At 68.9% G+C, this 13,822-nt stretch carries 13 protein-coding genes and 1 tRNA gene; 7 read left to right on the forward strand and 7 right to left on the reverse strand.

Annotated elements, in window-relative coordinates; all coding sequences use genetic code 11:
* Positions 1-264 precede the first annotated feature (264 nt).
* Both FHX40_RS19200 and FHX40_RS19205 read left to right on the forward strand, forming a co-directional pair.
* Positions 265-756: a GNAT family N-acetyltransferase gene (locus tag FHX40_RS19200; RefSeq protein ID WP_142260913.1), complete on the forward strand. Its 492-nt coding sequence runs from the start codon at positions 265-267 to the stop codon at positions 754-756.
* Positions 757-932: 176 nt separating this feature from the next.
* Positions 933-1,181: a hypothetical protein gene (locus FHX40_RS19205; protein ID WP_142260914.1), complete on the forward strand. Its 249-nt coding sequence runs from the start codon at positions 933-935 to the stop codon at positions 1,179-1,181.
* Between the two features lie 303 nt (positions 1,182-1,484).
* Here FHX40_RS19205 and FHX40_RS19210 read toward each other — a convergent pair whose 3' ends face one another.
* Entirely contained in the window at positions 1,485-2,813 is a 1,329-nt protein-coding gene (locus FHX40_RS19210; RefSeq protein WP_142260915.1) for a helix-turn-helix domain-containing protein, read from the reverse strand.
* A 453-nt stretch (positions 2,814-3,266) separates the two neighbouring features.
* On the opposite strand from FHX40_RS19210, the gene FHX40_RS25190 reads away from it, so the two are divergent.
* Positions 3,267-3,752 carry an ATP-binding protein gene (locus FHX40_RS25190; RefSeq protein WP_170198890.1) on the forward strand — a complete coding sequence of 162 codons (486 nt, stop codon included), beginning with the start codon at positions 3,267-3,269 and terminating at the stop codon, positions 3,750-3,752.
* Between the two features lie 212 nt (positions 3,753-3,964).
* Here the strand turns inward: FHX40_RS25190 and FHX40_RS19220 are convergent.
* The 3 genes from FHX40_RS19220 to FHX40_RS19230 all read right to left on the reverse strand — a co-directional run bounded on the left by FHX40_RS19220 (position 3,965) and on the right by FHX40_RS19230 (position 6,144).
* Positions 3,965-4,037 (reverse strand) — tRNA-Thr (locus FHX40_RS19220).
* 58 nt (positions 4,038-4,095) lie between these two features.
* On the reverse strand, positions 4,096-5,040 hold the full coding sequence (gene rlmB, locus FHX40_RS19225; RefSeq protein WP_142260917.1) for a 23S rRNA (guanosine(2251)-2'-O)-methyltransferase RlmB: 945 nt from the start codon (positions 5,038-5,040) through the stop codon (positions 4,096-4,098).
* Between the two features lie 354 nt (positions 5,041-5,394).
* Positions 5,395-6,144, reverse strand: coding sequence for a GntR family transcriptional regulator (locus FHX40_RS19230; RefSeq protein ID WP_142260918.1), 750 nt, complete (start codon positions 6,142-6,144; stop codon positions 5,395-5,397).
* A gap of 418 nt (positions 6,145-6,562) precedes the next feature.
* Between FHX40_RS19230 and FHX40_RS25900 the strand changes: the two genes are divergently transcribed.
* Entirely contained in the window at positions 6,563-6,727 is a 165-nt protein-coding gene (locus tag FHX40_RS25900) for an NUDIX hydrolase (protein WP_229788587.1), read from the forward strand.
* A 396-nt stretch (positions 6,728-7,123) separates the two neighbouring features.
* On the opposite strand, the gene FHX40_RS19240 is transcribed toward FHX40_RS25900, so the two are convergent.
* Together FHX40_RS19240 and FHX40_RS19245 are read right to left on the reverse strand one after the other, a co-directional pair.
* Positions 7,124-7,600, reverse strand: a complete 477-nt coding sequence (locus tag FHX40_RS19240; protein WP_142260919.1) for a hypothetical protein — start codon at positions 7,598-7,600, stop codon at positions 7,124-7,126.
* 13 nt (positions 7,601-7,613) lie between these two features.
* Positions 7,614-8,873, reverse strand: a complete 1,260-nt coding sequence (locus tag FHX40_RS19245) for a helix-turn-helix domain-containing protein (protein ID WP_229788548.1) — start codon at positions 8,871-8,873, stop codon at positions 7,614-7,616.
* Between the two features lie 213 nt (positions 8,874-9,086).
* Between FHX40_RS19245 and FHX40_RS19250 the strand changes: the two genes are divergently transcribed.
* Together FHX40_RS19250 and FHX40_RS19255 are read left to right on the forward strand one after the other, a co-directional pair.
* Entirely contained in the window at positions 9,087-9,986 is a 900-nt protein-coding gene (locus tag FHX40_RS19250) for an SAM-dependent methyltransferase (protein ID WP_142260920.1), read from the forward strand.
* Entirely contained in the window at positions 9,986-10,393 is a 408-nt protein-coding gene (locus FHX40_RS19255; RefSeq protein WP_142260921.1) for a hypothetical protein, read from the forward strand. Before FHX40_RS19250 ends, FHX40_RS19255 begins: the two co-directional genes overlap by 1 nt.
* A 147-nt stretch (positions 10,394-10,540) precedes the next feature.
* Here FHX40_RS19255 and cysS read toward each other — a convergent pair whose 3' ends face one another.
* Positions 10,541-11,941, reverse strand: a complete 1,401-nt coding sequence (cysS, locus tag FHX40_RS19260) for a cysteine--tRNA ligase (RefSeq protein WP_142260922.1) — start codon at positions 11,939-11,941, stop codon at positions 10,541-10,543.
* A 220-nt stretch (positions 11,942-12,161) separates the two neighbouring features.
* Between cysS and FHX40_RS19265 the strand changes: the two genes are divergently transcribed.
* Complete coding sequence (locus tag FHX40_RS19265) at positions 12,162-13,772, forward strand: DUF2637 domain-containing protein (protein WP_170198891.1); 1,611 nt, start codon at positions 12,162-12,164, stop codon at positions 13,770-13,772.
* The last annotated feature ends 50 nt before the right edge of the window (positions 13,773-13,822 follow it).

A 13,822-nucleotide genomic window follows, 5' to 3' on the forward strand; every position in this document is an offset into this window, starting at 1 on the left:
CCGCGGGCGCGAGGAGCCCGGGTCGGCCGCGGCGGCCACCCCCGCTGGATCGCCGTGTGCGTACGAGACCGGCCGGGCGGGGAAACCGACCTCTCCATCCGGAATCACGGGACGTTGCCAATGGTCGCGAGCGGCGACCGGCGATTCATCACCACAACGGCCGGAACCGCGGACGAGCCGGCCGGGCGGGCACGCGGGCCGGCGTCGGACGCCATACGCCACAACGGCGCAGCTTTCGGTCGGCCCGGATCTTAAGGTGCTGGCATGAAGGTACGACACCGCGAACCCACCGATCTCCCGGTGGTGAAGGCCTTCCTCGCCGACAACCACAGCACCCGTGTGGCCCGGCTGGGGCGGATGGCGCATCCGCTCGACCATCCGGCGCTGCTCGCCGAGACCGACGACGGGACCTTCGCCGGCCTGCTCACCTATGTGCCGGACCCGGATGACGGGTCGTGCGAGATCCTCACGCTGCACGCGGTGAATCAGTGGCAGGGCGCGGGGACCGCGCTGATCTCCGCCGTCGAAAGGGTCGCGGCCGAGCAGGGGATCCGCAGGCTGTGGCTGATCACGACGAACGACAACGTCGACGCCCTGCGCTTCTACCAGCGGCGCGGCTTCCGGATCGCGGACATACGCGTGGGCGGCGTCGACGAGTGCCGAGCCAGGCTCAAGCCGGAGATCCCCGAGATCGGCGACTACGGCATTCCGATTCGCGACGAGATAATCCTCGAGAAGGAGGTTGCGGCGCACTGAAGCGATCAGAAGGGCGGCCGGATCACCACCGACCGCACCCCCAAGTCCCCGGCAGCACCGACTCCTTCGAGGCCGCGCGTTCGGTGCTCTTGTCATCGCTCTCGCCGAGAGCGGGCAGACGGATCGAGCCGAACAGGCGGCCCGCGCCATCCCCGACCCCTCCGAGCAGGCCCGGGGTGCTGAGCTCCCTGGCCGAAATCCTCGCCCGCCACGGCCAAGCCGACCAGGCCACCCGACTGGCCGACCAAGCCGAAACGGCCGACCGTACGATCACCGATCCCGCCGATCGGGCCTGGGTACTGAGCGCCTTGGCCGGAACCCTCGCCCGCCGCGGCCAATCCGACCGCGCCACACGCCTGGCCCACGAAGCCGAGCGCGTAGCCCGTACCATCACCGACCCGACACCCATGCCTCGAACGACTTGACCGTCGGCTCCTCGCCAAAGCCAGGCGAGGAGCCGAAGGCCAGCAGGTTTCCGACCACCACCCCGACGCCACCGCCACCCGGTCACCAGCTCGGCGCCCGATCACCCAGGAGGCGGAGACGCTGGCGCCCAAGCGGAACAGGTCATTGGCCGTGGCCCAGCAGCCGTAACAGGCAGGTACGTCCGGCCAGACCCCCTCGATCAGCTGCCGCCTTCTCCATTTGGGCGGGCGTTCTCTGTCCGATCTAGCGGGCAGGCGCGGCTCGGGTAGCGCTTCGGCCTATGCCCGTCCGGATGATGGCAGCTATACGTCGATGTCCTTCGCCGCGGTGACGGGGAGAACCGCACGGAAGTCGGCTACGACCGACTGGTTGCGCTGGTGGACGGGCACTGCGCGGAGTACGCGACGGGCGGTCTCAGTGATCATGAAGTTGCAGTAGGGCTTGGGTATTTCTGCGAGGACCGCCGTGGCCTGCCGTATGCCTTCATCGACGCCGCCGTTCACCACCGTGCACTGGGCGGCGTGGAGTCGAGTATTGATTCGGACGTGATACCCATCCGGGTGGCCTTTGAGAATAAGGTCCTGGGCCTTGGCCGCGGCGGCCTCATCGCCGATGGCGGAGTAGACCTGGCTCTCGGTGAAGTGGATGCGGTAGTCGGACGGTTCCCAGAACCCAGGCATGACGGGCAGGTTCGCCTCCGCGATGTCGGTGAGCCGCTGTACCGCTTTACGGGCCTCGGCGCGACGGTTCATGAGCGCGAGTGCGTGCGCCTGCACGCGGGTAACCGATGCCAGACCGACCGACGGGCGTGGGCTTGAACCTGCGAGGCGCAGTGCGTCCTGCGTCAGCCGCAGCACCGCTTCCGGACTGCGGAGGCCGTAAAGACTATGGCCGGCCTCGTGGCCGCGGATGGTCAGGCGCAGGTCGCGATCGCCGGAGCTATCGGCGGCGGCACGCGCCGTCTCATACCAGCGCAACGCCGCGCCGCGTTCACCGAGTCGAGTCAGGACGCTGGCGTGGAAGGCGGCGAGCATCGCCGCGATGCGGTACAGCTCGGTCCGCTCACCCTCATCGACATGAAGCAGTTCACGGTGAATGCGGAGGAGATCGACGAGTAGATCGTCACGCACATCCGCGGCCGGCCGGGTGCGAATTGCGTGCAAATGGTCGTCGCGGACCAATTCCCAGTCCTCGACGCTGCGCGGTGCTGTGTTCAGCGCGATGTCGACCAGGCGGCGCACCGATTCGTCCGGTGCGATGAACGCGCCGGCGCCCATACCGGTGGCCGCGAGCTGCAGAAGCCTTCGGCGTTCCGTTTCGTCCTCCTCGGCCTGTGGTGAACTCACGGCGAGAGTACACCGGGATGCGTGATCGAATTTAGTGATCAGGCGGTAAAACTCCGCTATCTTCCCTTCAGCACGATAGGCCCGATCCAGTTGTGAGACGAGATCTGCCGTTAGAGGCCGCCGGTTACGCTCCAGTTTGCTGAGATACGAGTGGCTCAAGGGAATGCGCATACCGGCCTGACGAAGGCTCATCCGAGCGATGCTCTCGCGCCACCAGCGGAGCGCGTAGGCCATCATCTCGGCCGCGAAATCATCCGGGCTTGCCGGTACAGGAGGCCTGTTCATGTGTCTCCTTGCGGCGGTTCCTCGGCGGGTGCGACGGAGGCACCACAATGCGCCGACTGAGGCTTGCGGCACGTAAGCGCCGCTTCAAGTATGTCCATGGCGCCGATCAATGTGATGGAAAACCGAAAACCCGTCAGGCTCGCGCGGCCAATCGGGTTATCTAGAAGCGGAGTTACCCGACCCTATGGACAGATGCCACTATTCAGGCGCACGCAGGAATGCGCAAGCCATACATTCCGTCCAATCACCCCTACACGCAAGCAACCAACTACAGATATCAGCATTTCTCACGCACGACAGAAAGTCCGCCTTCACAACACATCGCGACAAGTACGGCGATCTGAACAACTCCGACCACAGGAAGGCCGCACTCTCCTCCGAGCTCAAGGGAACGTCCGGCACTGTCGGCGGGTTCTGGAACGATCCACACCACGGCGATCCACCGCGCCGGCGATGCTGCGGACATCACCGTGGCTGTATCGTCCCGGCATCGAGGAAGCGGGGTGCGTCCAGATGAACGTGCCCGATGACGCCCGGCTGCTGACGCTCCCCGGAGACCGGCGTGCGGCGAGAGAGGCACGCGAGTTCGCGAGCAAGGTCCTCAGCGATTGGGCCGTACAAGGCGAGGCTGTCGGCGATCTCCTACTCATCGTCTCCGAGCTGGTCGCCAACGCCGTCGTCCACGGCGCTCCCCCGGTTCACCTACGGCTGTGGATCGCGGACGGCATGGTGCACGGGGCGGTCGACGACCACGGACCCGGCAGACCGCAGTTCGCCAACAGCGGCGTCCCGCACACCCTGGACCTACGCGAACACGGACGCGGCCTGACACTCGTATCTGCGATCGCAAGCTCGGTCTGGTGGGACCTACTCATCGGTGGCGGCGTCCGCGTCGGCTTCTCGTACGTACTTGCCGCCGAAGAACACTCTGATCATTGACTCCGTACGACGGCTCCTCCGGAGCTATTGATCTCCGTCCCACCCCACAGCGCACCCCACAGCGCTGAATGGCCAGCCACATTGGCACTTGCTCTAACGACCAGACCATGAATGTGTGACAGACCGAAACAAGCGGGTGCCGACGTCAAAATGAATTGGTGACCGCTTTTACCAAAAGGCCCCTCGCGAGATCACGAGGGGCCTTGGGCGAGAGCCGACGAGGGGAATCGAACCCCTGACCTGCTGTTTACAAGACAGCTGCTCTGCCGATTGAGCTACGTCGGCCTGTCACACCCAGATTTTAGTCCGAGGAGAGGCACGTCGTCACCGGCGTCGGGGAAGGTCAGCGGCGGCGGGAGGTCTCGTAGAGGGCGATGCCCGCGGCCACGCCGGCGTTGAGGGACTCGGTGGCGGTGGCCATGGGGATGCGGGCGGTCACGTCGCAGTGTTCGCGGACGAGGCGGGACAGGCCCTTGCCCTCGGAGCCGATGACCAGGACGAGCGGCTCGGTGAGGAGTTCGACGTCGGAGATGTCGAGGGCGGCCTCGCCGTCGAGGCCGACGACGAAGAGGCCCTGCTCGCGGTACTCGCGGAGGGTGTTGTTGAGGTTGGAGGCGCGGGCCACCGGAAGGTGGGCCAGGGTGCCCGCGGAGGTCTTCCAGGCCGAGGCGGTGACGCCCACGGAGCGGCGGCTCGGCACGACGATGCCGTGGGCGCCGAACGCGGTGGCGGAGCGGGCGATGGCGCCGAGGTTGCGCGGGTCGGTGACGCCGTCGAGGGCGACGATCAGCGGGGTCTCCTCGGCCTCGCGGGCCCGCTCGACCAGGTCGTCCGGGTGGGCGTAGTCGTACGGCGGGACCTGGAGGGCGAGGCCCTGGTGGGCGGCGCCGTCGGTGAGCCGGTCGAGCTCGGGCTTGGTGACCTCGAGGATGGCGATGCCGCGGTCGGCGGCCATCTTGATGGCCTCGCGGACGCGGTCGTCGCTCTCGATGCGGTTGGCGACGTAGAGCGCGTTCGCAGGCACCTTGGCGCGGAGCGCCTCGACGACCGGGTTGCGGCCGGCGACCGTCTCGGGCGCGTCGTCACGCTTGACCCGGGTCGGCCGCGCCGGCTTGGCCGCGGCCGCGGCGGCCTCGGCGCGCCGCTGGCGTTCCTTGTACCAGTGGCGCATGTGCGCGGGCGGGGTCGCGCCCTTGCCCTGCAGCGCACGCTTCCCGTGCCCGCCGCTGCCCTTGGTCGGGCCCTTCTTCTTCGCGGCCTTGCTCGATCGCTTGCCTCCGCCTGCCATGGAACGAAAGCCTACCGGCGTTTGAGAGGGCACCGTCGCGTGTTCGCCCCTCGGCAGCGCCGGGCTGTACGGCCGCACCCGCGCGGCCGTACGGCACAGCGGTGCCCATCCGCCCGCGCGGTAATGGCATGTTCGGCGACCACGCGGTCAGGGCGCGCCGCAACCGTCCGGGACCTGTCCGGGGACGCGTATGGCGCCCAGGATCTGACGCAGGCAGGTGCAGTCGCACGCGTTGTCCGCCGTGAGCGCGTTCATGCGTGCCGTGGCAGTGCCTCGACAGCTGCCCCACCCGACCCAGGCTGCGCGGCTCCCAGACAGGCCCATCCATCCGGTGATTCCGGCGGCAACCGGGGCTTATGCGCGGACGATGGGGTAGCCGACCGCGAACCGGCTCGCGTCCCGACGGGTGACATTGACCTCGACCACCCTACCGGCGACCGTACCGGCCGTCGCCATGGTCGTCCGGGTCACGCACAGCACCGGGACACCGGGCGCGAGCCCGAGAAGACGCACCTCATCCGGGGTGGCCGCGCGGGCGGAGATGAACCCCTCCCATTCCAGGGGGCCCCAGCCGAGATCTTGCTCCATGCGGTCGTAGATCCCTCCGGGACCTGTGTTCGGCTCGGCTAGGACGGTACCGACGGCCAGATCGGCAGGGAGGTAGGACGTGGCAAGCTGCATGACCTGCCCGGTCGCGGGATCTCCCATAACGCGGTCCCGGATGACGACCTCGGCTCCGGTCTGCACACCGAGGATGTGCACGAGATCGGGCGGGCACGGACCGATGGTGACGGTCGAGGGCTGGAGCGCGCGGAGCGGCTGTACGGCCTGGCCGAAGTAGTAGCCGTCCTCGTCCCGGTAGACCGTCGTGTCCAGGGTGACCGTGTGGCGGGCACCCTGGTGTTGCACGATGGTGCCGCCCTTACGTACAGGGCGGACCAGGCCCTCGTTGGTGAGCGCGGCTATTGCGCGGCGGACAGTGGTCCGGCTCACCTTGTACCGCTGCTCCAGTTCTTCCTCTTTGGGAAGTTTCGAGCCGGGCGGGTGTTGGCCGGTGACGATGGCGCCCCGTAGCTGTGACGCGATCTCCTGCCAACGGGTCATGTCCCCACCTCCATTTCGGGTCTGCCATTAGATGACTACCTATTGACGGATTAGGCAACCCCGGCTCACACTCCGCATCAGGTAGTTACCTAATGTGGATGGAGGTGACGCTCCGCACACGCACAGAATCGCCGGCGACATCCCGTTCGATCCGCCATCGTGGACAGCCTCAGAACTCGTCACCGAAACGAACGGGCATGAAGGCACTCGTCGCGCGGGTCTGACGGATGCTCGCCGGTTCCCTCCAGTGGCGGCTTCTCTGGCTAAAGCACGCCAAGTTCATGGTCGGCGTCACCGAAGCGTGGTCCGCGACACCGACGGGAACGTCCTGCTGCTGCGCCACCGGCTCTGACCGCAGGACCGCCAGTGGGGCCTCCCGACCGGATACGCCAACAAAGGCGAACCGTTCGAGGAGACCATCGCCCGTGAAGTGGCCGAGGAGACCGGCTTAACGGTCAAAGTCGGCCGGCTCGTGTCTCTCACGAGCGGCTATCAGCTCCGGGTGCAGGTGGCCTACGAGGCCACGATCACCGGAGACCGCCAGCCCAAGGTCGATGGATTCGAGATCCTGGAGGCGAAGTAATTCTCGCCACACCGGCTCCCGCCGCGGTCTTGCCGCCAAGATCCACTTGGCTTGTGACGGGGACGGGCCGCCCACTGGTCTTTGTGCTCACGGCGGGCGACGCAGGACGCACACCCGCCTGCGTCGATCGTGGATGCCCCGCGCGCCTCGCACAGGCCCCGGACGGCGCGGCCACACCCTCCGCGCCACATGGTGGCCGAGGGAACACAACTCCCGTGTGATACGCCGCCGTCTCCGCCGCGGGGCGTCGGCAATGCCATCCCGAGCGTGCCGACCAGATCGCCGCCCGCGCACGGCACAGCTGCCGGGGCGGGCGGCTCCGGCCGTCGACCGTGAGATCTGCAAACGCCGCAATGTGACGGAGCGCTGTTTCACCTGCCGATGACCAAGGCGGTCTCAATCGCGTCGCGCTCCCTCCGGCCAGATGACCCGCACCGGCAGTCCCCGGGCTCGCGCCTCGGCCACCACGTCCGCGGTTCCGCCGTAGCCGCGCGCCGGCTTGCCGTCCCACACCGCGTACAGCTCGTCGGCCTTGTCCAGCATGAACCGGCCGGCCTCCATGTGGGACTCCGACGTGGACTCGACGAAGTCGAGCCGGTGCACCCGTACGGCCCGCCGCAGCAGCGCGTCGTACTCCGGATGCGACTCGGCGGGCAGGCCGTCGCGGTATCGCCGGGCGGGGACCACGACCTCCAGGGCGCCGCCGAGGTCCACGACGGCGCGGGCGAAGATCTGGTCCGCCCCGTCGGCGAGACACGAGATGCCGGTGAGCCTCCCGGCGTCGCACTCGGCGAGCGCGGCTCTGATCGCGTCGTCGACCAGCCGTACGGTGTCCGCGGGCAGGCCGCGGTGGCCCGAGATCGCTATCCGCACCTTGACCGCCTTCCTAGACGAGGGTCGCGCGCAGCCTGTCGTCGAACTTCCGGACCGTGGTGGTCATCGGTCCGGTGTAGCCGCGGCGGAACGCCCGGACATGATGGATGATCCGCTCGGATCCGTACGACACGCCGAGCGACAGCGCCTCCTCCGCCAGGTCGAACGCCTCGTCGATCTCCCCGGCCTGGCATCTGACGGCGGCTATCTCGGTCAGCACGACACCGCGCTGCTTGGCCGACGGGCGGACCGCCGCCAGTGATTCGGCGAAGGCGGCCACGGCGTCGTCCACTCGGCCGAGCCGTACCATGACCGAGGCCCGGTATCCCGCCAGCTTGCCATGGTCGAACGGGAAGACCCACGGCCACGGCGGGGTCGCGTGGCGTTCGCTCGCGTCGACCGCCCGCTCGGCCTCGCGCAGCGCGGCGAGCGCGGACGTCCGGTCACCGCAGGAGGCTCGGCCGACGGCCTCGATGCCGGACAGCCAGGCGCGGGCGATCGGCGGCGGGCGGTCGCCGAGGGTGTGCCGAGCCTCGGCCACGAGGCTCACCCCCAGCGCGGCGTCCTGGTTCTCGATCTCGAATGCGGCGAGGCTTCCGATCATGTAGGCCGCGAGCAGCGGATGGCCGGCCCTGCGCGCGGTGGCGATGGACAGGCGGTAGTACCTGCGTGCCGTACCGATGTCGTGCATATCCGCGTGCAGCCAGGCCGTGAATCCCGCGGCCTCGCTCGCCGCCGCGCAGATGTCGCGGGCGAACTCGGAGTGGGCGGCACGGCCGAGGATCTTGTTGGCCATGTCGAGGTGCGCGACGGCCGCACGGGCGAGATCGCGGGCGGGTGTGGTCGCCTCGATACGGCGCTGCGCGCCCGTGATCGCGGTCAGCATCGGTGCGGTGGTCTCGTCGGCCTCCGCGCGTTTCGGTGCGGGGCCGATGCTCAGGATGAGCGGCGCGAATGCCAGGGCCTTGCCGAATTCTCGTCGTTGCGTCGAATCCTCATCTCCCGGTCTGCCGACTCGAAGCAGGTGGAGCGGTACGCCAAGTCGGCGTGCTATGTCTCTGATTTGATCAATCGAGAGTTTCTGTCGCCGTCTTACCACTTTCGAGACCCAGCTCTGCGAATACCCGAGAATGCGGCCTAGATCCTTCTGCGTCCAGTTTCTGGTGCGCTGGATCTCCGTCAGGATGGTGACGATATCGCTCTCTGCCAGCGCCACCGCGATGCGTGGCGTCGACCAGAAGCCTGCTGGAAGCCCTTCGCCTTGCCGGTCCATAGGGCCAGGTTAGGGATGTTTCATATCCCGCATCGATATTCGTCTGGCGAATAATCCCATCACTTTCCGTACTTCCGGCTTCACCGCAAAACGCCGAGCGATCACCATCGGCACTGATCCCCGCTGACGCACATCGACCCACCCCTGCGATCCGGCGACACCGCCGGGCGTACCGGCCGCGTCGGCGTTCCCGGATAGACGGAGGTGCCACCTGTGCCAAACAGTAACGCCGAAACCGGCGGACTAATCAACCGTCTTCCCGTTGTCGAATCCGAACATCTGATGATTTACGGCGCGCCGCTCGATCTCAGCCGGCCCAGACCGGCCCGGGTGTACGACTATCCGCTGGGCGGCAAGGACAACTCCGCGGTCGACCGGGAGGCCGCCGAGCGGCTGCTGCGCGAGCTGCCGGACGCGCGGACGGCGGCGAGGGCCGCCCGCGCTTTTCTGCGGGAGGCCGTCACCTCTGTCGCGTCTGCGGGCGTCAGGCAGTTCATCGACATCGGCGCCGGCCTCCCCACGGCCGAGAACACCCATCAGATCGTGCAGCGGATCGCAGCCGACGCACGCGTCGTGTACGTCGACAACGACCCGTTGGTGCTGAGCCACGCCCGCGCCCTCCTGGCGGACTCTCCTCAGGCCGACGCGCGGACCATCGTGGTCGACGGCGACCTGTGCGACCCGTGGGGGATCATCCAGCACCCTCATGTCGAGGATCATCTTGACCTCACGCGGCCCGTCGCCGTCCTGCTGTCCGGGGTACTGCACTTTGTCACGCGACAGCCGGTCGCCGAGGAGATCGTCCGTATCCTGCGCGCCGCGATCCCTGCGGGCTCCTACATCGTCATCTCCCATTTCTGGGACGACGGTGCGGCCAGAACCAGGGCGGCCGCGCGGGTGTACTCCGAAGTGGTCACGCCCGTCACCACACGCACCATCGACCAGATCCTCCCGTTTTTCACGGGCCTGGAACCGGTGGAGCCAGGCGTGACCCGAATCGGCAGATGGCTGCCCCCGGCGGTCGACGGCGACGACATCATGTCGATCGCCGAGCGCGCCGACATGTGCCGTCTGCCTTTGGTCTGCGGAATCGGGCGCAAGGGGGTCGAATGATGTCCCTCTATGTCCGATTCGTGGAGCACCTCGGACACGTCTACTTCGGTGACAGCACGACCCGGACGTCGGTGAAGGTCAGCCTTGCGGCCTGGGAGGAGTTCCGGAGGGACATCATCGACGGTGTGATGACCCCCCAGGTCCGCCGCGGGGTGCTCTCCATTCACATCGGAGATGTCCCGTCCGCACCGATATTGGGACGTGGCACAGAAGTGATCACATCGTGGGAGGCCTGGAAGACGTTCACCAGGCAGGTCAAGAGCGGGGCGTTCGCGATCGATCCGTCGAACGGCCCGAGAACCGCTGTACGGCCGCCAAGCCCTGCGCGGCTGCCTATCCGTGAGACTTTCCATCTCCCGGATCCGGATCGCCGCAGGTCGCCGGTGTCTGAGCCGTACGGCCGATGACGCACCACCTGTACAAAGCATGCGTTCCGAGCAAGGCTGACCGGGACGCCCAAGTAGGCCGAGGGGTCGAAGGGAGGACGTACGTCCGCCTTCGACCCCTTGTCATCGCCGCTGTCGGCCAGCGGCTTCCGGCTTGTGGGGCAGGGCCTAGCGGGCCAGCTCCCAGCGCGGGCCCTGCGGGGTGTCCTCGACGACGATGCCCGCGGAGGCGAGCTGGGCGCGGATGGCGTCGGCGGTCGCGTAGTCCTTGCGGGCGCGGGCCGCCTGGCGCTGCTCGAGGACCACGGAGACGAGGGCGTCCACGGTGTTGCGCAGGCCGGTGTCGTCGCCGGCGGTGCGCCACTGCTCGGAGCGCGGGTTGAGGCCGAGGATGTCGAGCATCTTCTCGGTCTCGGCGAGGATGCGGGCGACCCGCTCCTTGTTGCCCTGGGCCAGGGCGGCGTTGCCCTCGCGCACCGACTCGTGGATGGCCGCGATCGCCTGCGGCGTCCCGATGTCGTTGTTCATCGCGTCGACGAACGCCTGCGGCAGCGGGACGTCGTCCTTGTCCACGTCGTGGCTGATCTCGGCGGCGCGGGTGACGAAGCCCTCGATGCGGCGGTACGCGGTCGCGGCCTCCTGCAGCGCCTCCTCCGAGTACTCGATGGGCGAGCGGTAGTGCGCCGACACCAGGTAGTAGCGCAACTCGACCGCGCGGACCACCTTGAGCATCTCGGAGACGAGCAGGGAGTTGCCGAGCGACTTGCTCATCTTCTCCCCGCCGAGGGTGAGCAGGCCGTTGTGGAGCCAGTACCGGGCGAACCCGTCGCCTGCCGCGCGGGACTGGGCCTGCTCGTTCTCGTGGTGCGGGAAGAGCAGGTCGACACCGCCGCCGTGGATGTCGAACGTGCTGCCGAGGTACTTGGTGGCCATCGCCGAGCACTCCAGGTGCCAGCCCGGACGCCCGGGGCCCCACGGGGTACGCCAGGTCGGCTCGCCCGGCTTCGCCGCCTTCCACAGGGCGAAGTCGCGCGGGTCCCGCTTGTGCGTGTCCGTGTCGGTGTCGGCGGCCGGCCGCATGTTCTCGAGCTTCTGGTTGGACAGCTCGCCGTACCGCTCGGCGTAGGAACGCACGTCGAAGTAGACGTCACCGCCCGCGGCGTACGCGTGGCCCTTGTCGATGAGGCGGGCCATGAGCTCGATCATCTCCGGGATGTGCCCGGTGGCGCGCGGCTCGACCGTGGGGGGCAGGCAGCCGAGCGCGTCGTATGCCCAGGTGAAGAGCCGGTAGTTGCGCTCGGCGACGACGAACCAGGGCACGCCTTCCTCGGCGGCCACGCGAATGATCTTGTCGTCGATGTCGGTGACGTTCCGGCAGAGCCACACGTCATACCCGAGGTGCATCAGCCAGCGCCGAAGCACGTCGAAATTAAGACCGGACCGGATATGTCCGATGTGTGGCGGAGCCTGCACGGTGGCACCACACAGGTATATCGACACTCGGCCGGGTTCGACCGGTACGAATTCGCGGACCGTACGCGTGCTGGTGTCGTGTAGGTACAAGCTCACAAACCAAGGCTAATGCCTTCGGTGACATCACAGGTCACGTTGGCGACCGTGAACCGTGACAGCGCGCCAGAGTTTCGTCCACAGCCCCCGCGTGTGCGATCGATCGTTTCGGCCTTGGTTCTGTAGTCTGCAAAGAGTGGTGAAAGCGCATCCCCCTGTGACGGCAGGTCCGTCCGCCAATGTCCGTTCGGACCGGCACCGGCCGTCAGGCTTCGCCTTGGTGCTGCGCCGGCTGGTGATCGGCGCGGCCGGCCTTCTGGTCGCCGCGGTCGCCGCCGCCGCGTGTGTGCTGTCCTTCGACGACCTGCGCGCGCTCGCCCGGCAGGCCGGGGCCCGCGAGAACCTCGCGCACCTCTACCCCGCCGCGTTCGACGCGCTGCTGCTGATCGCGCTGATCGGCTTCCTCGCGCTCGGTACGGCCCGGCCGCTCGTGCGCGTGCAGGCCGGGTTCGTGCTGCTCGTGCTGCTCGCGGCGGCCTCGTGGGCGAACGTCGCGGTGGCGATGCGCTTCACGATCGACGCCCGGCTCGGCGCAGTGATCGTCGGCGTGGTGCCCTGGGTGATGCTGCTCATCGCCCTGTGGCTGCTCACCCTGCTCATCAAGCACGCCCAGGTACGGCGAGCCGTCGTGGACGAGGCCGACGACGCGGAGCCGCGCGACATCGTGCCGTTCACCCGGGCCGGCTCCGCCGAGGAGGAGCGTCGGCCGGACGCCGCCACGCCGGACGGTGAGCCCACCGCGCCCCGAGCGGCCGTTCCCGCGCCGCCCGCCCGCTCCGCGGCCGCGACCGCGCCGGAGGCCGCCGATCGGTCCGCCGCCGCTGCGGATGACGCCGGGCAGGCCGACCGCCCGGCCGCGAGCGCCGTGGTCTCCCCTGCGCCGACCGGGGTCAGTCACGAGCCTCCGATTCCCGAGTCGGCCACCCTGCCGAGTCCCATCCCGACCCTGGCCACGGCACCCGCCGCCACCTCGGTTGAGTCGCCGGGCGCATCCGGTGAGCCGACGTCCGCGGAGCGCGCCTCGGCCCACCCGCACGCCTCCGTCGCGGAGGAGCCGCAGGCCGCCCCGGAGGCAGCGGCCTCCGTTACCGAGCCCGCCACCGTCGCGGATGAGTCGGCCGACACGCGCCCGGTGAAGGAGAAGGGGCGTCGCCGCCCGTGGCGACGGCGCTCGGCCGACGCGGGCGCGGAGGCGGCGCCGACGGACGTCCGGCCGGCGGGGGTTGGGGAGGCCGCAGGGCCGGTGTCCGCAGGCGAGCCGCAGCCGGAGCCGCGCGACGACGCGAACGCCGGGGATGTGGCCGAGACCGCGTCCGCTCCGGGAGGAGGCGCCGCCGCCAAGCGGCCGATCCGGTGGGGTGACCTGGTGCGGCGGCCGTCGGGAGGCGTTCGGGCCGGTGCCGCTGCCGACACGGCGCTCGCCGAGGGCGGCGTGACCGCTTCCGATGACGCGATGGCACATGGCGCGGCACGCGGTGCCGGGGCAACGGACTGGGAGCCGGAGGAGACCGATCTGGGGCCGCGGGAACGGGACGCCTCGACCGACGAGGCCGAGGTCGTGCCCGCCGAGACGGGCACCCGGGTCTGGCCGCCCGCCACGTCGCCCGCCTCGGTCGAGCGGGGTGCCGTCGAGACGGACGAGGCCGGCTCACCCGTGGAGTCCGAGGCGGACCGGGACACCCGGCCGTACCCGCACATTCGTGGGCGCTCTCAGCCGCTCACGCGGGACGCGGCGGAGACCGAGTCCAGCGGCTCGCCCACCGTGCCCACCGTGCCGCTCGCGCCTCCGTCCGTGCGGATGCGCAGCACCCCGACGCCACCGCAGGACTGACATCCCGGCGATGGCGGTCGGCCGCTCTTCCTCAGATGCGGAGGGCTGGA

Source organism: Thermopolyspora flexuosa (assembly GCF_006716785.1).
GTDB classification, from domain to species: Bacteria; Actinomycetota; Actinomycetes; order Streptosporangiales; family Streptosporangiaceae; genus Thermopolyspora; species Thermopolyspora flexuosa.

Excerpts from the sequence above, each read along its gene's own strand:
- FHX40_RS19200 (WP_142260913.1), top strand. The coding sequence starts at position 265 with ATGAAGGTACGACACCGCGAACCCACCGATCTCCCGGTGGTGAAGGCC.
- FHX40_RS19210 (WP_142260915.1), bottom strand. The coding sequence starts at position 2,813 with ATGAACAGGCCTCCTGTACCGGCAAGCCCGGATGATTTCGCGGCCGAG.
- FHX40_RS25190 (WP_170198890.1), top strand. The coding sequence starts at position 3,267 with ATGCTGCGGACATCACCGTGGCTGTATCGTCCCGGCATCGAGGAAGCG.
- rlmB (WP_142260917.1), bottom strand. The coding sequence starts at position 5,040 with ATGGCAGGCGGAGGCAAGCGATCGAGCAAGGCCGCGAAGAAGAAGGGC.
- FHX40_RS19230 (WP_142260918.1), bottom strand. The coding sequence starts at position 6,144 with ATGACCCGTTGGCAGGAGATCGCGTCACAGCTACGGGGCGCCATCGTC.
- FHX40_RS19245 (WP_229788548.1), bottom strand. The coding sequence starts at position 8,873 with ATGGACCGGCAAGGCGAAGGGCTTCCAGCAGGCTTCTGGTCGACGCCA.
- FHX40_RS19255 (WP_142260921.1), top strand. The coding sequence starts at position 9,986 with ATGTCCCTCTATGTCCGATTCGTGGAGCACCTCGGACACGTCTACTTC.